The sequence below is a fragment of the Bacillus litorisediminis genome (assembly GCF_022808645.1).
GTDB classification, from domain to species: domain Bacteria; phylum Bacillota; class Bacilli; order Bacillales; family JC228; genus Bacillus_BF; species Bacillus_BF litorisediminis.
Genome location: NZ_JAKZKT010000025.1, coordinates 33,730 through 52,648, shown reverse-complemented (window position 1 = coordinate 52,648; position 18,919 = coordinate 33,730). Strand labels below are relative to the sequence as shown.

The following is an 18,919-nucleotide window of genomic DNA, read 5'->3' as shown; positions in this document are numbered from 1 at the left end:
GATTTAGGGATATAACGGAAGAAGTGTCCTATAAATTTAGAAATCTGCTTTTTTTTTCACTAATATCGGATCTAGTGTCCTTAAAGGATGCAGTATTTTAGACCCCGTTGATTGGTTCTCTTAAGTTTATGAAAATAACCGGTCAATTTCATCGATTTCTGCTTGTGTTAACTGTACCTCAAGAGTTTTTAAGTTACTTAAGACTTGCTCCGGTTTTTTCGCACCCGGAATCAGAGCATCAATTGAATCTCTCGTTAAATACCATGCCAGAACAACATGCGCGACATCAGTATTCTTCGCTTCAGCAATCGGGCGGAGCTGATCGACCTTTTCTAGATTTCGCACAAACGCTTCCCCTTGAAAATGAGGATTTCGTGCCCGCAGATCGTTAAATACTGTATCTTTTGTGTATTTTCCTGCAAGTAAACCTGATACTAATGGGAAATAGGGAATAAAACTAATGTTGTGCTCAGCTGTGTAAGGGAGCAGGTCTTTTTCAGCACTCCGGTTTAGAAGATTATATTCTCCCTGATAGACATCTACATATCCATCTTTATTTGCTTCCTTTAATTGATCAATGGAAAAATTGGAAACCCCAATTGCTCTTATTTTGCCCTCATCCTTCAGCTGCTTTAAGGCTCCGACTGCTTCATCCTTTGGCGTGTCCTGGTCCGGGAAATGAATATAGTACAAATCTATGTAATCGGTTTGCAGTCGTTTTAAACTATTTTCTACCTGTTGTTTTAAGAATGCAGGAGAGTTGTCGTGAACAACTTTATCCCCGGCAAATTTATGAGATCCTTTAGTTGCTACTATCACTTCAGAGCGATTTCTTTCTTTTAAAACCTCTCCTATTAACTCTTCTGACCGTTTCGGTCCATAGATAAAAGCAGTGTCTAAAAAATTTACTCCATGATGCAAAGCAGTTCTGACCAATTCTTTTCCTGTCTCTTCATCAAGGTTTGGATACAAATTATGGCCACCAACCGCATTCGTGCCCAAACCGATTGGATTCACAAGTAAATCCGTTTTTCCGAGCCTTGCTAACTTAGTCAATTTCCATCATCTCCTCTTTTAAATTGTATAAAAATAGTAACAAATAATTTTGTGAAGTAACAAACATTTAAGCTTGAGAAGAGTGAATATGTTTAGATAGCTATTGAAGCAGGTATAATGTATGGATGGATTACGCTTGCCTTAATTTTTATTGTGTCACCTGAAAATTTATGGTACATTAAAGATACTGTATGTTCGTATTAGGAGGTGGGCAAGGATGCATGCATTCTTGGTTACATTATTAGTTATTAACTGTATTGCTTTAATTGCAGTCGTGTTGTTACAATCCGGTAAAAGCGCAGGTCTTTCAGGTGCCATCTCCGGCGGTGCTGAACAGCTTTTTGGAAAACAAAAGGCGCGTGGGATTGATTTAGTTTTACACCGAATTACGGTTGTTTTATCTGTATTATTGTTTGTGCTTACGATTTTAGTATCTTACTTCCAACTATAAGTACATGTTTACCTGACCGATGCGGTCAGGTTTTTTCGTGCTTAAGGCCGTTTGATATAGGAACTTACAGAGGAAAAAATATCGGAAATCATATGGGGTTTGGAAATTTAGGGGAATTTATTAGATCAGCCAAAATTGGGAGAAATAACGGCTGTAGGATGAAAAATAACTGAATTCAGGAGCGGATTAAAGAACTCTGGGAAAAATAACCGAACTCAGAGGAGATTTAACCGAACTCAGAGAATCGGTAACCGAACACAGGGGCAGATAACCGAACTCAGCGAACCGGTAACCGAACACAGGGGCAGATAAGCGAACTCAAGGAACCGGTAACCGAACACAGGGGGCGGATGACAGAACTCAAGGAACCGGTAACCGAACATAGGGGGCGGATGACAAAACTCAGAGAACCGGTAACCGAACACAGGGGCAGATAACCGAACTCAAGGAACCGGTGACCGAACACAAGGGGACAGGTGACCGAACTCAGCGAACCGATAACGGAATTCAACAGCCATATAAATATATACCTGCATCTTTCGCTGCCAAACGTACTAGCTTCGGCTTCCAACCCAAAATACTGGATGACGGCCCTCCTATCTGATAAAACTATACATAGTATGAAAAAAGGAGATTCTGCATATGAAAGTGAAACCACCAAAACCATTTACGTTCGAGGCAGGAAAGCGAGCAGTCCTATTGCTGCATGGCTTTACAGGCAGTTCAGCTGATGTTCGCATGCTTGGGCGTTTTTTAGAGAAAAAGGGTTACACGTCTCACGCCCCTCAATATAAAGGACATGGTGTTCCACCTGAAGAATTAGTCCATACAGGTCCGAAAGATTGGTGGAAGGACGTAATGATGGGGTATGACCATTTAAAATCGCTTGGTTATGAGGAAATTGCGGTAGCGGGATTATCATTGGGAGGGGTGTTCTCCCTTAAACTTGGTTATACTGTGCCTGTGAAGGGTATTATTCCAATGTGTGCCCCGATGTATTTAAAAGACGAAGTCGTGATGTACGAAGGTGTCCTTAACTATGCTAGAGAATATAAGCGGTTTGAGGGAAAGTCTGAGGAAGTTATTGAAAAAGAAATGGAAGATTTCAAAAAAACGCCGATGAAAACACTGAAAGAACTGCAAGGTTTGATACAAGATGTCAGAGATCATGTTGATCTTACATATGCTCCTTTATTTGTGGTACAGGCAAGACATGACAACATGATTAACCCGGATAGTGCAAATATTATATATAATGAGGCGGAATCACCGCAAAAGAAAATGAAATGGTATGAGTATTCAGGACATGTTATTACATTAGATCAAGAAAAAGAGCAGCTCCATGAAGATATTTATGCGTTTTTAGAGGAGCTAGATTGGACTGTTTAAACACAAGAAGGAGGGATTTATTTGAATGAACAGCATCCCTTAGTTGATCAAATATTAACCATAATGAAAGAAGAGGCGTATAAGCCTTTAACGGTTCAGGAATTAGAAGAGCTTTTACAAATGGAAGATTCGGATTCGTTTAAGGAACTTGTTAAAACGCTGGTTCTGATGGAAGAGAAGGGGTACATAGTCCGAACCCGGACAAACCGTTATGGCATTCCGGAAAAGATGAATCTTTTAAGAGGAAAGTTCATTGCCCATGAAAAAGGGTTTGGTTTTGTCACTCCCGAAGAAGAGGGAATGGATGATATCTTTATTCCTCCATCCGAATTAAACCAAGCGATGCATGGAGATACCGTGCTGGTTCGGGTCACTCATGAGCAAAGCGGTGACAATCGCCGAGAGGGAACAATCGTAAAAATAATTGAGCGGGGTATTCAAGAAGTTGTCGGAACTTATTCAGACAGCAAACATTTCGGATTTGTCATCCCAGACAATAAGAAAATTACAACCGATATTTTTATCCCGAAAGGTGCCTCAATGGGGGCAGTTGATGGGCATAAGGTCGTTGTAAAAATTACAGCTTATCCTGAGGGAAGACAAAGTGCTGAGGGTGAAATCATTCAGATCCTTGGCCATAAAAATGATCCGGGTGTAGATATTTTATCAATTATTCATAAACATGGGATCCCTACTCAATTCCCGGATGAAGTGCTCCAGCAAGCGGAGGAAATCCCTGACGAAATTCAGGAAACGGATATTGGCAAGAGACGGGATCTCCGTGATCAAATGATTGTGACAATTGATGGAGCAGATGCGAAAGACTTAGATGATGCAGTCACTGTTACCAAATTAGAAAACGGAAATTATAAATTAGGGGTTCATATCGCGGATGTTAGCCATTATGTAAAAGAAGGGTCTCCGATTGACCGTGAAGCGTTTGAACGGGGAACTAGTGTTTACTTGGTAGACCGTGTGATTCCAATGATTCCGCACCGTTTATCGAATGGTATCTGTTCACTGAATCCAAAAGTGAATCGTTTTACCCTTTCATGCGAAATGGAAATTGATTCATCTGGACATGTTGTCAAGCATGAAATCTTTGAAAGTGTCATTAAAACAACGGAAAGAATGACCTATGCGGATGTTAATAAAATCTTAGTGGACAAAGATGAAGAAACCCGCAAAAACTATGAAGCATTGGTTCCAATGTTTGAGGAAATGGAAAAGCTGGCAGAGATTCTTCGGAATAAGCGGATGACTCGCGGTGCAATCGATTTTGATTTTAAAGAAGCCAAGGTTTTAGTTGACGAAGACGGGAAGCCAACCGATGTAGTATTGCGTGAGCGCTCGGTGGCCGAGCGGTTAATTGAAGAATTTATGCTAGCTGCAAACGAAACGATTGCTGAACATTTTCACTGGCTAGATGTACCGTTTATGTATCGGATTCACGAAGATCCAAAAGAAGAGAAGCTTCATCGCTTCTTTGAGTTTATCACTAATTTTGGGTTAGTCGTCAGAGGGACAGCCAATTCAGTTCATCCACGTGCCCTGCAAGAAATATTAGAAGCAGTGGCGGGCCGTCCAGAGGAAATGGTTGTATCCACCGTTATGCTGCGCTCCATGCAGCAGGCAAAATATGACGCGGAAAGTTTAGGTCATTTTGGATTGTCTACTGACTTTTATACACACTTTACCTCTCCGATTCGGCGCTATCCTGACTTAATTGTCCATCGACTTATTCGGGAATATTTGATTGATGGAAAAATGGATGAGGCGACCCAAGCTAAATGGGCGGCACGGCTTGATGAGATTGCGAAGCATGCTTCTGAAATGGAAAGAAGAGCCGTCGATGCTGAAAGAGATACAGATTCTCTCAAGAAGGCAGAATATATGCTTGATAAAATTGGAGAAGAGTTTGAAGGGATTATCAGCTCTGTAACCAACTTTGGTATGTTTGTCGAGCTTCCGAATACGATTGAAGGATTAGTTCATGTTAGTGATATGACCGACGATTACTACCGTTTTGATCAGCGTCAGTATGCTATGATCGGGGAAAGAACCGGTAAGGTTTATCAAATCGGGGATGAAATCACTGTAAAAGTTATTAATGTAGATAAAGATGAACAATCGATTGATTTTGAAATTGTCGGGATGAAGCAGGAGCGAAAACGCGAACGAAAAACAGCAGCAACAGTTGTGAGGGCGAATGCCGGCAAACCTAAGAGGAAAGCTACCGAGGCAAGAAATGGCGGATCTTCAAAAGGAGAAAATGGCGGCGAATGGTCGACAAGAAAACCGAAGAAAAAGCGCAAGCACTTCGAAAATGTGCCTAAATCGGCGCGGACTAAGAAGAAAAAAAGAAGATAACAGTCTCTTCAGAGGAAGAGGCTGTTTTTTATAGTATATTGTCAGTACCCGTTTTTAAGCAGACAATTCAATTTTGGTTCATGATGCTGCTTATTAGAGCCCGTTTTTAAACACACAAGCCAATATGGGTCCATGATGCCGCATATCAGTGTCCATTTTTAAGCAAACAATCAATATTGGTCCTTTGATACAGCTTGTCAAAGCCTGTTTTTAACTTAAAATTTACGTAATAATAGAATCATTCCAATCTACTCTTTGCTATACTTAAAAATGAGTAAAAATTTGTCGATTTTAGAGGAGATATATATGGATGGACAAATCAAAAATAGTCAGCTTGTAATCTGGGCACCGGTAATCGTAGTCTTAATCAGTTCATGCAGTTCTTTTATCTTTTCTACCTTTATTCAGGAATGGGCGTGGATTCCGGTAGCCATTTTTTATTGGGGAAGTATGTTTGCATTTATTTACTTTTTTACGACAAAGAAAGAACGGTCCAAGTGGCTCTCTAAGGCTCGTGGCCACGCAGGATGGAAAGCTGGAACCGTTTTGGCGGGGCTTTTTCCGTTAACAATCCTTTTTACAAATATGGGTCTTCTTCGCGAGTCAATCGCGGTAACGGTATTCTGGCTTTTGTTTGCACTGGTTAATCCGTTTTTTGAAGAAGGCTTTTGGCGTGGATTACTGTTAGATAAACTTCCTTTCGCATCCATACATACCAAAATTCTTTATTCAACCGTTTTATTTATTGTAAGTCATCCGTTACTCTGGGGAATTTTTTCTATCGCTAACCGCAGTTATATGCTGTTTGCTTCGCTGTTGATTATGTCAATTGTATGGTCCTATGCTTATTATAGAATTGGCAGCCTGCGATGGCCGATCTTTTCCCACTTTTTAGTGGATATCGGAAACCTGTCTGTCTTTACATTCTTAAATCTTTATATCCCTCCTACAATGTGACTGTTTATCATTGAGTACAACTCCTCCTTTTGATACAATATAGTAACGCTGGAGGAGGAAATCGTTTATGCCAAAAGGTCAAGGGAAAGTGATTGCTCAGAATAAAAAAGCATATCATGATTACTTTATAGAAGAAACATACGAAGTAGGCATTGTATTGCAAGGAACCGAAATTAAGTCGATCCGTGCGGGGAGAGTCAACCTCAAGGATTCTTTTGCGAGAATCCAAAATGGGGAAGTCTTTTTGTTCAATATGCATATCAGCCCCTATGAGCAAGGAAACCGGTATAATCACGATCCTTTGCGAACCCGTAAATTGCTGCTTCATAAAAAGGAAATTAGTAAACTGATCGGTGAAACAAAGGAAAAAGGCTATTCCTTGGTTCCGGTTAAGCTTTATATTAAAAACGGCTATGCGAAAATATTGTTAGGTTTAGCGAAAGGTAAAAAGAATTACGATAAACGCGAGGACTTAAAACGTAAAGAAGCGAAGCGCGATATAGAGCGTGCTTTTAAGGAAAGACAAAGGTAAGACTGTCAATAACCACCATTTGCGTAATTATGTAAGCATGTTATAATAGATATTGTCATCGAAAGAGATGACGCAACTGTTTGCTCGGGATTCCTGTACTTCTCTATTTTATATGGGGACGCTACGGATTCGACAGGGGTAGTCGAGCTTGAGTTGCGAGCCGGGGGGATCGTCCTCGTCATCAACGTCAAGTTAAATATAACTGGCAAACAAAACAACAACTTAGCTTTTGCTGCGTAAGTAGCCTAAGCTTGCTCCACTCTCCATCGCCCATGTGGAGAACTGGGGTTCATTAGAGTGGGATACGCCTGATTCTGCCGTCTGAGGATGAGGGAAGAGATTTACAGACTAGCTACTCGGACGCCTGTCGGCAGGCATAAGAAGTAGCGAAACGGAAATATGCCGACTACGCTCGTAGACGCTTAAGTGGCGATATCTTTGGACGTGGGTTCGATTAGTAAATAGTCGCCTTGTGTGGTAACACACAAGTGATAATCCGGCTTTATCGGTGAAACCTAAGTCGCGAAATGCGATAAGGCAATGCCGAGCGGTATGTGGAGTAATCCAACAGCCGTGTATCGACTTATAGGCTGCCACTTGATTGGGGTAGTACTAGGATACAAAGTTCTGCCTAGAATTAGGTAAATTTACACTTTGTATAAGACGCCGGAGGACCTGATCGTATCATCAGGTTCAAGATATAGTCAGTGCCATGGCGAAAGCATGGAATTGCACGTCCCACCGTCTCCACCATACATAGGTGATTTAGACCAGCTAAGATTTTAGCTGGTCTTTTTGATTGGTTGGGAAATTTATCTGGACCCTAAGTTTTAACCTATCTCAAATACTGATAAAGCTTATGTCCTCTAGCAAAATAGAAGTTTCCGGCTGCATCTTCTGCAAATAGATTTGCGTTTTCTACTAATGTTTCATGCTCTAACGTATCTGGATTTACTCTAAACAATTTTCCGCGTGTTGAACCATATAGGTACCCATCCTCATCAAACGTTAAGAATCCTTCTCTCCATAAATGACCAGTAGAAACCCAGTCCCTGGAATACAGCTCCACTGTTTGGATAATTTGGTTTGTTACCGTATCGTATTTAAACAAGATTCCTGAGGTCAGACCCCATAAAAATCCTTCCTCATCAAAGGTTAAAGCTGTAATGGCTTTTTCTCCGGGAACAGGTACAGTTTCTAAAAGTTTTTCTTCGTTTTCCATATCAAAGATAAATAGTTTCGCTTCTTGTTCGGTTGGAGCAATTCCGAGACCGCCCCAGACTGATGTACCTCCATATACCAGCCCATCCTTATAAGCTAGGGAAACGACACTTTGATTTTGTACAATATTTTGATAAACCGTGTAATCATTTAATTCAGGGTCAAATATGGTTAGTGCTCCTCCAAGTTTTCCGTAATCAGGAACCGTTCCGATTGCAATTTTTTCCCCTGTTGAAACTAGCGCAAATGGCCGATCTTGCCCCTCGGGTCTTAGGCTGAAATGTTCAACCGGATTCTTTCCAAATTCGTAGGTTTGACTTGGGTCATAGGAATAAATAAATCCGCCAGGATATACACCCATATATAAACGGTTTTGATGTGTGACCATTCCTTCTATTTGTCCAATACCTTTGTATTCAGTTAATTGGTTAGCCGAATAATTATACTCTGCCAGTCCGCCTGATAAATAGCCGCCAATAAAAATATTTCCATTTGGCCCCTGTGTAAGGGATTGAATAGCGACGGGCTGCCCGCTTACTTGTCCTTGTATGGTTTGATAATTGGCTGTGATTGGATTATATAGGCGTATTTTCCCGTCCCAAGCAATGCTGACTAATGTTTTGCCAGGAAAATCATTGCTATTCATCTCAATCCAGCCAAATCCCCTTGCTGAAAATAAATTGTCAAACCCAGTTGGTGTTAACGTTAACGAATTCAAATCATAGGAATACAACTCTTCGTTCTTTATGAAATAAACCAAATTACCGGAACCTGGATATGATACGTCTAATCCATTTGCACCTGCAATTTCATCGATTATTTCCATCGTTTTTAAGTCATAGACAAGGATGGTATTTCCTGTAGAACCTCCTGTCACTCGTGCAAACATTTTATTTCGAATGATATTAATGTCATAAACATTGGTCGCGCTGGCATATTGTTCAGGTAATTCAATCTCCGTTCTTTCGCCTGTTACGAGATCTAACTCTACTAGATTGGCACCATTTGTACCTAATCCGACATAAGCCTTGTCCTTATAAATATCAATGCTTCTAGCGTATTGCTGTCCTTCAACGATTTGTCCATAATCACGAAACCCGTCAGTGTTTGGATAAAATTGGAATACTTTTCCGCTTGGGAAGGTTCCGCCATAAATACGTCCTTCTTCATCTGATTTTATACGCCATATATAGGATTCGCCTGGAATTGGTTTCCCCAGATTTTCAATATGATCTGCGCCAGGTACATATCTGTAAAGGGATGCATTCGAATAAGTTCCTACATATACATTTCCTTCTGGGTCTACCGTAACACCCCAGGCACCGCTTGCTCCCTCAAGCGGAAAACTATTAACACGTTCACCAGTTTTGGCGTCTAAGATATTGAAAACTGCAGGAGACCCATTGGCAACGGCATAGACCCAGTCTTCTCCGTTTGGACCTTTTCCATATCCGGCAGCAGGTATGGATACAGCATTAAGTGCCGTTCCTATTTCTTGCACATTGCCTTCTTCAGCTTCGACAAGATTATCTTTTGTCACGCTAATACAAGCTGTGAACAAGATAATCAAAATAAGAAAATTAGAGACTTTTTTCAATTTTTTCACCTTCCAAATCATTTATAGATGCTACAGTAAAATTCTATTGAATTCAGCAATCCCATGTGGAAGTAAAGGAGGCTGCTTCGCAGAGGTCCACAACTATAGAAACAGCCTTGCATATTAAGCTATATCTCGATGGAAAAAGGCAGGTGTGAAGACATCATGTGTAAAATTGGTGAACCGAGACTACTGGGCTTACTATAGTACTTGCCGTTTGCGACAATATGCAGATGATGCCGGATATGCGAGGATGTAAGAGGTAAAACAAAAGTACAAATGAAAATGTAAGCGTAAATTCCCTTCATCCAAAAATCTTTTCAATTCTTTTATTTTCCCTCAGGTCAACTCTATTAATCACCACCGCCTTTCATTTTTATTGTTAAGGTAGGACTAAAGAAACCTCAAGGACCTAAATTGGTCTGTAAGCAAATAAGGTATATAGACCTAATTCAAAAGTAATGACAAAGAACATCATTTTTGAAATAAGAGGAGCGGAAGTTAAAAAGATTGGATGGTTAAAAACACGGAAAAGTGGATGTTGCTAAATAATATATTCTCCTCTATAATAAGTTTATTTGGGATAGCCTCAAATTCATCGCATTACAAAGAGATATAGTAAATCTAATCTGGACGAATATAATTTTTGCGGGGTGTATCATGAAGATATTAATGATCTTAGTTATTATTATCGGATTGTTTTCTCTTGTTTCAACACTATTGGTCGCTGGGAAAGCCGATTCTAACTATAGCGGTTCTGCAAAAAGAAACACAACAAATTTAACTCTAATTTATGTTGTTTTTATATTAGTGGCTATAATTGCATTAGGGGTTGTTATCATAATACTTGCATAACCATTGTGATATCTGAAGTAAATTAATAATTATAGTAAGAAATGTAAATAGATGGACTGGAAACCTGATCGACAAGCGAAAAAGGCTATTTATAAACAACTTGCTGAATTTATTGAAAAAGGAATTGCTGATGGTACCTTTCCTCCTGGCAAACAAAAGAGGGGTTATTTATGTATCTGGGTCGACGATGGGTTCTAACAAGGGATGTGTTCGTTTTACATTTGCCAGAGAAAATGAGAATAATATTCACGAAGGTATAAGAAGATTTGCGGATGCTTTACGCAATGGATAGACGCTTACATCCTCAATGGTTAAGACTAAATTGCAATAGAAAACGTCCTATGAAATAATAGCAAATAAGTTTTTAGAAAGGGGTTTTCACTTTGAAGGTGTTAGTTGTCGGAGCAAACGGGCAAATTGGAAAACAACTGGTGAGGCTTTTGAAAGAAAGCGGTGAGTACAATGTTAGAACGTTAGTGCGAACTGAAGAGCAGGTAAAGCAGTTTGAACACTTCGGTGTTGAAGCGATATTAGGTAACCTTGAAGGAACCGTGGAGCAGCTTGAAGAAGCTGCTAAAGGCTGTGATGTTGTTGTCTTCACAGCAGGCTCAGGCGGGCAGACGGGCTATGATAAAACATTGCTCATTGATCTTGATGGAGCTGTAAAAATGATGGAAGCGGCTGAAAAAGCAGGTGTAAAACGATTTATTATGGTCAGTGCCATTCAGGCTCACAACCGCAATAACTGGAATCAGAAGATCAAGCCATATTATGTTGCTAAACACTATGCAGATAGAATGCTCATTCAAAGTAATTTAATTTACACAATCATCCGCCCAGGCGGACTTCTGAATGAACCCGGTACTGGCAAGGTTAGAGCAGCAGAAAACCTTGAAGGAGGATTCATTCCGAGAGAGGATGTGGCTAAAACAATCCTGGCAGTTATTAATGCAGAGAATGCATTTAATAAATCATTTGATCTTGTGTCAGGCGAAACCCCTATTACAGAAGCAATTAAGCACCTGTAAATGCCTATTCTTCAAAAACATAGGTCAACGTACTTTAAAAATAGAAAACCAAAAGAACTGTAGACAATACGTATCTACAGTTCTTTGTTTTTACGAATGCCAGACTTAACGGGTGTGCATCTCGTTTGGATGAGGGCCTTTGCGTCTGTTACGATTGAGTTCATTGATTTTTTCAACTTCATCTTTTGTTAATTCAAAATCAAATACATCAATGTTTTCTTTGATTCTTGATGGCGTAACAGATTTAGGTATTACGATTGTATTATTTTGCAAATGCCAGCGAAGTACTACTTGCGCAGGCGTTTTCCCATGTGACTCTGCAATATTTCGAACTACTTCATCTTTCAGCACTTCGCCACCCTGTTCAAGAGGACTCCACGCTTCTACAAAAATATTGTGTTTAGCGCAGTATTCTTTTAACTCATTTTGAGCCAGGTAAGGATGGCACTCGATCTGGTTTAATACAGGAGTGATTTCACATTCTTTTAAAATCCGTTCCAAATGTTCAATTTCAAAGTTACAAACGCCGATTGCTTTCACACGTCCATCATGATAAAGCTTTTCTAACGCTTTATATGTTTCCACATATGTATCAAATTCAGGAGTTGGCCAATGAATCAAATATAAGTCTAAATAATCAAGACCTAATCTTTCTAGACTAGCCTCAAATGCTCGCAATGTATTGTCATATCCTTGGTCGCTGTTCCAGACTTTAGTCGTGATAAATAACTCTTCACGAGGAATACCGGATTCCTTAATAGCTTTACCAACGCCTTCTTCATTTTTATAGATCATCGCTGTGTCGATCGATCTGTAGCCTGCTTCCAGTGCGTTGGCAACAGCTTCAGCTGCCTGCTCATTAGGAACTTGCCAAACGCCAAAGCCCAGCTGTGGCATTTTCAAACCGTTGTTTAGTGTCACAAAGTTCATTTTTCATGTCTCCTTTTCAATTTATTTTATATTACGGTTCTTTACATTATCAAAAATCAATACATTTTTCCAAGAATAAGTTTAGACGGATAATCACAACCGAAAGTTTTTACGATACAGCCTCCCTCAGAATTAAGGTTTCACAAACGCACCCCTCTTATTTACCATTTTCCTAAGATTATGCAGAGCCCGTTTACATTGTCATTTTATAGGTATTAATTTATTATTTGAAGTAGTGATTTAATTTTAATATAGTTATTTTTATTTAATTAACTTACTATTTGTAACCATATAAGGAGAGTGTTACCTAATGGAAGCTATTCCTTGTACCATTGAAAAAGCTTTAAATATAATAGGAAATAAATGGTCTTTTTTGGTTTTGAAAGAATTATATGTAGACAAAAGACGTTTTAACGAGCTCCTAAGGGCCATTAATGGCATAAGTCCTAATGCATTAACTACTACTTTAAAGCATTTAGAAAAAAACAACATCGTTACCCGGACGGTATTTCCAACTGTACCCGTTACTGTTGAATATGAACTGACAGAAAAAGGAATAGCCTTTCACAAGGTCTTAAAAGAAATGAAGAAGTGGGGCGCAGAATGGGGAGATAAATAACAAAACAGTGTTTATTAAACAGCCCTTGGATCAATTATTAGGCTATGGTTATAAGAGGATCGATGATGGACATGAACTAATTCGAATTTATTTCGGAAGTCTTGATCTAAATGCCTTGGGCCAAGTAATAGATGGAGTGCTGCAGCTGCCATTTGAATATGGGTATTTTTGATGTGGATTAGTCTGATAATAAGAGCGTCTTTTTTGTTTCGAAAGATGCTCTTTTTTATATTTGTGCCTATTACATATATCAAAAATGAATAGATGAAAGCTTGGTTATGTTCCAATGTTTACTGCGCATATAAAACGGGAAGATAAAGATAATATTATTAATGTTTGTCTGCAAGATTTTTAATTCCGCCAATCATTAATATTTTTACTCTATGTAAGAGGTGACAGCAGAGATGAAATTAAGGAGTAAAAATGTATGTTTCTTTACAATCTTATAGCTGAATTAGGCAACGACATTATTTCTTTATCCAACATTCACGATTTAGAGATAACCGGTATAACCGATAATTCTAAGGATATAAAAAAAGGATATCTATTTATAGCTATAAAAGGCTACAGCTCTGATGGACACGAATATATCGAGGAAGCAGTCCAGAAGGGAGCTTCAGCGATTATAGGCGAGAAAAAAATAGATTCTTTCGCAATTCCATATATCCAAGTAAATAATAGCCGCAAAGTATTAGGTACGGTCGCTAAGTTATTTTACAAGGACCCCAGCAGCCAAAAAATTATGATTGGGATTACGGGGACGAACGGGAAAACGACAACCAGTTATCTGTTGAGACAGATATTGGAGGAAAATGGAATTTCCTGTTCAGTAATTGGAACGATACAATATTTAATCAATGGAGAAGCGATTGAGTCTAGCAATACGACACCAGGAACAGTTGAGTTGAACTCATTGCTTGCTAAAAGCACTGACCAGGTCGTTATAGTAGAAGTGTCTTCACACGGTTTAGCTCAATACCGCCTCGAAGGAATTCAATTTGATTACTGCATTTTCACGAACCTATACCACGAACATCTTGATTTTCATGAAACCATGGAAGAGTATTTTCGTGCAAAATCCATGCTTTTTGATAAATTAAAGCATTCGGGTCTTGCGATTATTAATGGAGATAATGAATGGGGAGAGCGATTGTACAAAAATCTGCTAGAGAAAAGGGTAAGTACTTATTTAATTGGGACGGCTGCTTACACTGATTTACAAATTTACGACTATCATTCAGCTTCAAGCTCTTCGATAACCCTATTAGAAAACGATGAACACGTCAATGTAGAAATCCCGCTACCGGGTCTTCATAACTTATATAATGCGGCCATTGCTTATGCAGTTGCGAGAAGAATGTCAATTAAACGGGAAGATATTCTTCCGGTACTGCAGCATTTTTCGGGAGTACCGGGAAGATTTGAAATTTATAAAGACGAAGATGGCCCAACTATGGTGATTGATTACGCCCATACAGCGGATGCTATTTTTTATGCGCTTCAAACAGCCAAGCAATGTGGCGCAAAGAGAATTTTCCATATTTTTGGCTTTCGCGGCGGACGAGATAAAAGCAAAAGAGACGAAATGGTTAAAGTTTCGTCGGGAATGAGCGATATTTCAATTTTGACGATGGACGATTTGAATTCGGAAGCTTCGGATGAAATGATCGCAACCCTTCATACTCTTCATCGTGACTACGCTGAGAACAAGGACTTAGTTATTCCAGACCGAACAATCGCGATTAAAACAGCCATAAAAATGGGAAAAAAAGATGACTGGATTATCATCACTGGGAAAGGCCCTGAAACCTACAAGCAATCTTTCGCACTGCCAACTAAATCTGATAAAGAAACCGTCTTATATCTTCAAGAAAAAACCCAAAGGGCGATTCAATAATTGAGTTGTCCTTTTCCTTTTATGACTGGGGCAGGAGTGCACCCGGACCCTGGTTCCGCTATTTGCGGTAAAACGGGCATTTTTCAATAGTTAGCGGACTCTGATTCCGCTATTTGCCTTTTTTACCTGCATTTTTGATTGATTTTGCAGCTTTAACGGAACGAGGATCCGCTTCGGCCTTTGATAAACGGTTTTTCATTTAAATAGCGGAATGAGGATCCGCCTTGATTACATTATGAATCCTTGTTATTTATGATAAAATCCTCGTTTGGAGGTCAGGTTCCGCTATTTGCCTTATTTATCTGCATTTAAAATTGATTTTGCACGTTTAACGGAACCAAGATCCACTTCAGGACTGGTATACTGTTTTTCATCGGAACAGCCCCCATGCCGCACTGAAGTACCAGCAAATCAATGAAAATTGGTTAGTTTTCAACTCCAACAATCCAAGTTGGACTTATTTTCAGACGAAGCGGAAAGTAAATCCGCTCAGAAAAGCAAAAAGCAGATGGAACGTTCAATGGAGCAGCCGATCCCAGATATCCTAAAGTTGAGTTATTTAAAATAAGCAGTAATAAAGTGGTAAAATAGAGGGGAAATCGCCGTTTAAAGGGGGAAGAGGCTCATGGAAAAGCTAAGTCAATCCGCAATCGAAGCAAGATTGGCTGAGAATCCAAATTGGAAGCTGACCGATGAAAAATGGATTGAAAGGAAGTATCGTTTTAAAGACTATTTGAACGGAATTGAATTCGTCCAGCAGATCGCCAACTTGTCGGAAGAAGCCAATCACCATCCTTTCATCTCGATTGATTACAAATTAATTACTGTAAAAATTACTTCTTGGCACGCAAAAGGGTTGACGGACTTAGACTTTGAATTAGCACAAAAGTATGATGAATTATATATGAAAGTAAAAAAGGATTAGATGCGCAGGTGGGCTCCGGGAACGGGGTTCAAAGGAATTATATAGCTTCAAGGCGCAGATTTGTTGATAAGCGCTGCATAATCGTTGATATCGGATAAATATTCGTTGAAAAACAGCAAGAATTCGTTGATATAAGATACATTTGTTGATAAATTGTGCAAATTCGCAGATAACAACTGCAAATCCGTTGATAATAGATTAAAATTTGATGATAAACAGTTCAAATTCGCTGATAAAAAATAAAACCAGTTGATAAAAAGGACCATCCCGAAAAAATTCTATCGTAGAAGCGGTTATTATTACACATTTATATTATTTTTTTAAAAAAAGGAGCGATATTAGTAGAACCTCATGCTTTCGTACAAGCCATTTTTAAGAATTGGCATAAAAATAATAGTAAAAAGCAGAGGTGATACTAGGTGGTAAAGATATTTATTGATCCGGGACATGGCGGTTCTGATACCGGTGCAGTAGGAAATGGCCTCCAAGAGAAAAACCTTACCTTGCAAATCGCTACAAGAGTACGAGATATCTTAGCAGCCGAATACAACAATATATCCATTTTAATGAGTCGTACCGGGGACCAAACGGTTAGTTTGACACAGAGAACAGATGCAGCCAATTCATGGGGGGCTGATTATTATCTTTCTATTCATATTAATGCAGGCGGAGGCACGGGATTTGAAAGTTTTATTTACCCGAATGTAGGAGCACCGACTACAGCGTATCAGGATATAATTCATGAAGAGATTTTAAAACAAGTTGATTTTTATAATAGAGGGAAAAAAGAAGCGAATTTCCATGTTTTACGAGAAACCTATATGCCAGCCCTTTTAACAGAGAACGGATTCATTGACAATGCTACTGATGCCAATAAATTAAAACAATCATCCTATATTGAAAGAATTGCACGCGGCCATGTAAATGGCTTGGCTAGAGCCTTTAATATTCCAAAGAAAACGACTTATGTGTATCACACCGTTGTTGAGGGAGATACCGTATATTCACTAAGCAGAACCTATGGAAGCACAATCGATCAAATTAAGGAATGGAACAATCTGGACGATAATTATACGATTTATGTAGGACAAGTTCTTCGTGTGAAATAATGTCAGCATCGATTTAAAAAATAGGAAATCCTTTATTTTGCTTCTGCAACAGCACAGAAAGCCCTTCTCATTTTGAAAGAGGGGCTTTTTATCTTTATATTTTGAGATCAATGTAAATCTAAAGGCTGCAACAATAGGTCTGTGAGTCAACAGGGAACCTGTATCTAAAAAAGATGATATTACAGGGCATTGAACAGAGGAAACACTGCGAAAAATCTAACAAACAGGTGCTATGGTTGCGATGATCCAGATGGAATGATGAGACCCAATGAATCTGTTACACGGGCTCAAATAGCAAAAGTACTGGATGAATTAGATGTTTAAGATTGGATTTTACAAAATAAACAATGACTTTGTGCATAAATTTTTTTTTAGAATCTAAAACTTCAATAAGCAAAAAATAATAATTAGTATTTATATTAGGATTTATAAAAAAACAATACCCATCGTAAGGAGGGATGGGTATTGTTAATTATATTTCCTTTGCAAGTTCCTTTCTGTTAGGAGCAAGAGGGGGCTGTTCTAACCATTTATTCTTGACCATTAGATCAAACCACTTCTTTGTTACCATCAAATTTTTTAGGATAATCCCTTCATAAGTGGTTACTAGGTCAGTTCTCATAGCCGCTGCTAAACCAGATCCATGGTAAGCTTGTGCTGCTTGAAACAAGAATCCAATATGATACAACATTAACCTGTCGGAAAAAGGAGAATCGGTTGATGTAGTAATTTCAGTCTCCCATGATCGGGGAACAGGTAAATTATCTGCATGCATAATTTTTGAGAATGCTTGTATTTGTTTGTCTGCCGTTTTTTCTGAATCTGTAAAAAATTTTCTTACTTCTCTTGAATTTGCAACCTGACTAAATGCTATTGAAAGAGTTTTAGCCATAATACTTTTCTTAAGGTTGAAGGATATACTAATGACCTCTGTTGCAGATAAACGTCTACCTTTTCCAAAATAACCGTCAACAAAATCTTCACTAGAAATATACTCTGGGTTTGCGGATGGATAAAAAAAGGGATCTCTTTGAAAGCTACCTTTCTCTAGTAACAATTCTATAGTGCTATGATACATCTCTTTACCGTCATTATCGCAAGAATCGTAAAAATCACGTAAATCTTTCCTAACAGAGACTCCTAACGAGGTTATGTGACCTAATAATCCATGTAAAGTCATAACGTGCAAGTAATTTAGACAAAATATGTCAGTAAATAATCGTTTAGTACCTTTATTGAAATCTGTATCAGTGAATCCAATTGGAACTGGAAAACCATCGTTCTCAATAAATGTTACTATTTGCTTCTTTTGTCTTTCAAAAGTTTGAATGGCTTTTTCAAAAATAGATTTTATAGACTTGTCCTCAATGATGGATAGCATGTACCTATTGACCACATCTGTCATTGTTCCGTTTACATATTGACCCCACAATGTTCCTATTTCAGAAGAAGTCAGTTTAATATTTTCCTTTTCCAATACAATCACCTCTACAAATATTATGTTCTATAGGAGATGCAACTATTATGGAGAATAAATGCTGTCCTGGTGACTTTATTGATTGGAAAAGGAGGTTTTTAACAAGGTGAAGAATCTTATTTTACAAGGTTTTTTCTATGTTAATCACACTGTCTAATTATGCGTTGTTCAACTTGACATGGTGGGAGTCGCTTAATCAGACTGGTTTGGGTTCATACTAATAATTCCAGCAATGAGAACATGACGAAAATCCACTTTCGACCCCAAACCGACTCCATTTCAATTATTTGACTTAAAATGAGGACATATGCATCTAAAAAAAGCCGCCAATCCCTTGATACAAAAGAGATTGCCGGCTTTATTCTGCTACGTCCCAGGCGAGATTCGAACTCACGACCTACAGCTTAGGAGGCTGTCGCTCTATCCTGCTGAGCTACTGGGACACGTTCTCATTAAAGTTTTAAAGTGAAAATCCTGTTCCTTCCTCTGCGAGATCATTCGAGGAG

18 protein-coding genes, 1 tRNA gene and 1 other RNA gene are annotated in these 18,919 nt (G+C 38.8%); 15 read left to right on the top strand and 5 right to left on the bottom strand.

Features of this window, described 5'->3' with window-relative positions:
* Positions 1-126 precede the first annotated feature (126 nt).
* Positions 127-1,056 carry an aldo/keto reductase gene (locus MLE14_RS13680; protein WP_243298947.1) on the bottom strand — a complete coding sequence of 310 codons (930 nt, stop codon included), beginning with the start codon at positions 1,054-1,056 and terminating at the stop codon, positions 127-129.
* 217 nt (positions 1,057-1,273) lie between these two features.
* Between MLE14_RS13680 and secG the strand changes: the two genes are divergently transcribed.
* From secG to ssrA, 6 genes are all read left to right on the top strand, one after another.
* Complete coding sequence (secG, locus tag MLE14_RS13675) at positions 1,274-1,507, top strand: preprotein translocase subunit SecG (protein ID WP_243298946.1); 234 nt, start codon at positions 1,274-1,276, stop codon at positions 1,505-1,507.
* A 642-nt stretch (positions 1,508-2,149) separates the two neighbouring features.
* Positions 2,150-2,896: an alpha/beta hydrolase gene (locus MLE14_RS13670; RefSeq protein ID WP_243298945.1), complete on the top strand. Its 747-nt coding sequence runs from the start codon at positions 2,150-2,152 to the stop codon at positions 2,894-2,896.
* Between the two features lie 63 nt (positions 2,897-2,959).
* Positions 2,960-5,266, top strand: a complete 2,307-nt coding sequence (gene rnr / locus MLE14_RS13665) for a ribonuclease R (RefSeq protein ID WP_243298961.1) — start codon at positions 2,960-2,962, stop codon at positions 5,264-5,266.
* A gap of 306 nt (positions 5,267-5,572) precedes the next feature.
* On the top strand, positions 5,573-6,223 hold the full coding sequence (locus tag MLE14_RS13660) for a CPBP family intramembrane glutamic endopeptidase (protein WP_243298944.1): 651 nt from the start codon (positions 5,573-5,575) through the stop codon (positions 6,221-6,223).
* A gap of 67 nt (positions 6,224-6,290) precedes the next feature.
* Positions 6,291-6,755: an SsrA-binding protein SmpB gene (gene smpB / locus MLE14_RS13655; protein WP_243298943.1), complete on the top strand. Its 465-nt coding sequence runs from the start codon at positions 6,291-6,293 to the stop codon at positions 6,753-6,755.
* A 122-nt stretch (positions 6,756-6,877) separates the two neighbouring features.
* Positions 6,878-7,212, top strand: a transfer-messenger RNA (tmRNA) gene (ssrA, locus tag MLE14_RS13650).
* Between the two features lie 378 nt (positions 7,213-7,590).
* Here the strand turns inward: ssrA and MLE14_RS13645 are convergent.
* On the bottom strand, positions 7,591-9,573 hold the full coding sequence (locus MLE14_RS13645) for a WD40 repeat domain-containing protein (RefSeq protein ID WP_243298942.1): 1,983 nt from the start codon (positions 9,571-9,573) through the stop codon (positions 7,591-7,593).
* A 660-nt stretch (positions 9,574-10,233) separates the two neighbouring features.
* Here MLE14_RS13645 and MLE14_RS13640 point away from each other — a divergent pair.
* From MLE14_RS13640 to MLE14_RS13630, 3 genes are all read left to right on the top strand, one after another.
* Positions 10,234-10,428 (top strand): hypothetical protein, encoded by a 195-nt coding sequence (locus MLE14_RS13640; RefSeq protein ID WP_243298941.1) that lies wholly within the window; start codon positions 10,234-10,236, stop codon positions 10,426-10,428.
* A 51-nt stretch (positions 10,429-10,479) separates the two neighbouring features.
* Positions 10,480-10,626: a hypothetical protein gene (locus MLE14_RS13635; protein WP_243298939.1), complete on the top strand. Its 147-nt coding sequence runs from the start codon at positions 10,480-10,482 to the stop codon at positions 10,624-10,626.
* A 185-nt stretch (positions 10,627-10,811) separates the two neighbouring features.
* Positions 10,812-11,456: an SDR family oxidoreductase gene (locus MLE14_RS13630; RefSeq protein ID WP_243298938.1), complete on the top strand. Its 645-nt coding sequence runs from the start codon at positions 10,812-10,814 to the stop codon at positions 11,454-11,456.
* A 105-nt stretch (positions 11,457-11,561) separates the two neighbouring features.
* Here the strand turns inward: MLE14_RS13630 and MLE14_RS13625 are convergent, their stop codons facing one another.
* Positions 11,562-12,386: an aldo/keto reductase gene (locus MLE14_RS13625; protein ID WP_243298937.1), complete on the bottom strand. Its 825-nt coding sequence runs from the start codon at positions 12,384-12,386 to the stop codon at positions 11,562-11,564.
* 310 nt (positions 12,387-12,696) lie between these two features.
* Between MLE14_RS13625 and MLE14_RS13620 the strand changes: the two genes are divergently transcribed.
* From MLE14_RS13620 to MLE14_RS22750, 6 genes are all read left to right on the top strand, one after another.
* Entirely contained in the window at positions 12,697-13,005 is a 309-nt protein-coding gene (locus tag MLE14_RS13620; RefSeq protein WP_243298936.1) for a winged helix-turn-helix transcriptional regulator, read from the top strand.
* 7 nt (positions 13,006-13,012) lie between these two features.
* The gene (locus tag MLE14_RS13615; protein WP_243298935.1) at positions 13,013-13,177 is read left to right on the top strand and encodes a hypothetical protein; all 165 of its coding nucleotides are present in this window, start codon (positions 13,013-13,015) and stop codon (positions 13,175-13,177) included.
* 255 nt (positions 13,178-13,432) lie between these two features.
* A complete protein-coding gene (locus MLE14_RS13610; RefSeq protein WP_243298934.1) occupies positions 13,433-14,902 on the top strand; it encodes a UDP-N-acetylmuramoyl-L-alanyl-D-glutamate--2,6-diaminopimelate ligase in 1,470 nt (489 codons plus the stop codon).
* 625 nt (positions 14,903-15,527) lie between these two features.
* A complete protein-coding gene (locus tag MLE14_RS13605) occupies positions 15,528-15,827 on the top strand; it encodes a 4a-hydroxytetrahydrobiopterin dehydratase (RefSeq protein ID WP_243298933.1) in 300 nt (99 codons plus the stop codon).
* A gap of 419 nt (positions 15,828-16,246) precedes the next feature.
* A complete protein-coding gene (locus MLE14_RS13600) occupies positions 16,247-16,936 on the top strand; it encodes an N-acetylmuramoyl-L-alanine amidase family protein (RefSeq protein WP_243298932.1) in 690 nt (229 codons plus the stop codon).
* Positions 16,937-17,125: 189 nt separating this feature from the next.
* On the top strand, positions 17,126-17,260 hold the full coding sequence (locus MLE14_RS22750; RefSeq protein WP_390628859.1) for an S-layer homology domain-containing protein: 135 nt from the start codon (positions 17,126-17,128) through the stop codon (positions 17,258-17,260).
* Positions 17,261-17,408: 148 nt separating this feature from the next.
* Here the strand turns inward: MLE14_RS22750 and MLE14_RS13595 are convergent, their stop codons facing one another.
* Both MLE14_RS13595 and MLE14_RS13590 read right to left on the bottom strand, forming a co-directional pair.
* On the bottom strand, positions 17,409-18,413 hold the full coding sequence (locus MLE14_RS13595; RefSeq protein ID WP_243298931.1) for a DUF3231 family protein: 1,005 nt from the start codon (positions 18,411-18,413) through the stop codon (positions 17,409-17,411).
* Positions 18,414-18,782: 369 nt separating this feature from the next.
* Positions 18,783-18,856, bottom strand: a tRNA-Arg gene (locus MLE14_RS13590).
* Positions 18,857-18,919 lie beyond the last annotated feature (63 nt).

Excerpts from the sequence above, each read along its gene's own strand:
- MLE14_RS13670 (WP_243298945.1), top strand. The coding sequence starts at position 2,150 with ATGAAAGTGAAACCACCAAAACCATTTACGTTCGAGGCAGGAAAGCGA.
- MLE14_RS13640 (WP_243298941.1), top strand. The coding sequence starts at position 10,234 with ATGAAGATATTAATGATCTTAGTTATTATTATCGGATTGTTTTCTCTT.
- MLE14_RS13605 (WP_243298933.1), top strand. The coding sequence starts at position 15,528 with ATGGAAAAGCTAAGTCAATCCGCAATCGAAGCAAGATTGGCTGAGAAT.
- MLE14_RS13660 (WP_243298944.1), top strand. The coding sequence starts at position 5,573 with ATGGATGGACAAATCAAAAATAGTCAGCTTGTAATCTGGGCACCGGTA.
- rnr (WP_243298961.1), top strand. The coding sequence starts at position 2,960 with ATGAAAGAAGAGGCGTATAAGCCTTTAACGGTTCAGGAATTAGAAGAG.
- MLE14_RS13610 (WP_243298934.1), top strand. The coding sequence starts at position 13,433 with ATGTTTCTTTACAATCTTATAGCTGAATTAGGCAACGACATTATTTCT.
- smpB (WP_243298943.1), top strand. The coding sequence starts at position 6,291 with ATGCCAAAAGGTCAAGGGAAAGTGATTGCTCAGAATAAAAAAGCATAT.
- MLE14_RS13635 (WP_243298939.1), top strand. The coding sequence starts at position 10,480 with ATGGACTGGAAACCTGATCGACAAGCGAAAAAGGCTATTTATAAACAA.
- secG (WP_243298946.1), top strand. The coding sequence starts at position 1,274 with ATGCATGCATTCTTGGTTACATTATTAGTTATTAACTGTATTGCTTTA.
- MLE14_RS13625 (WP_243298937.1), bottom strand. The coding sequence starts at position 12,386 with ATGAACTTTGTGACACTAAACAACGGTTTGAAAATGCCACAGCTGGGC.
- MLE14_RS13620 (WP_243298936.1), top strand. The coding sequence starts at position 12,697 with ATGGAAGCTATTCCTTGTACCATTGAAAAAGCTTTAAATATAATAGGA.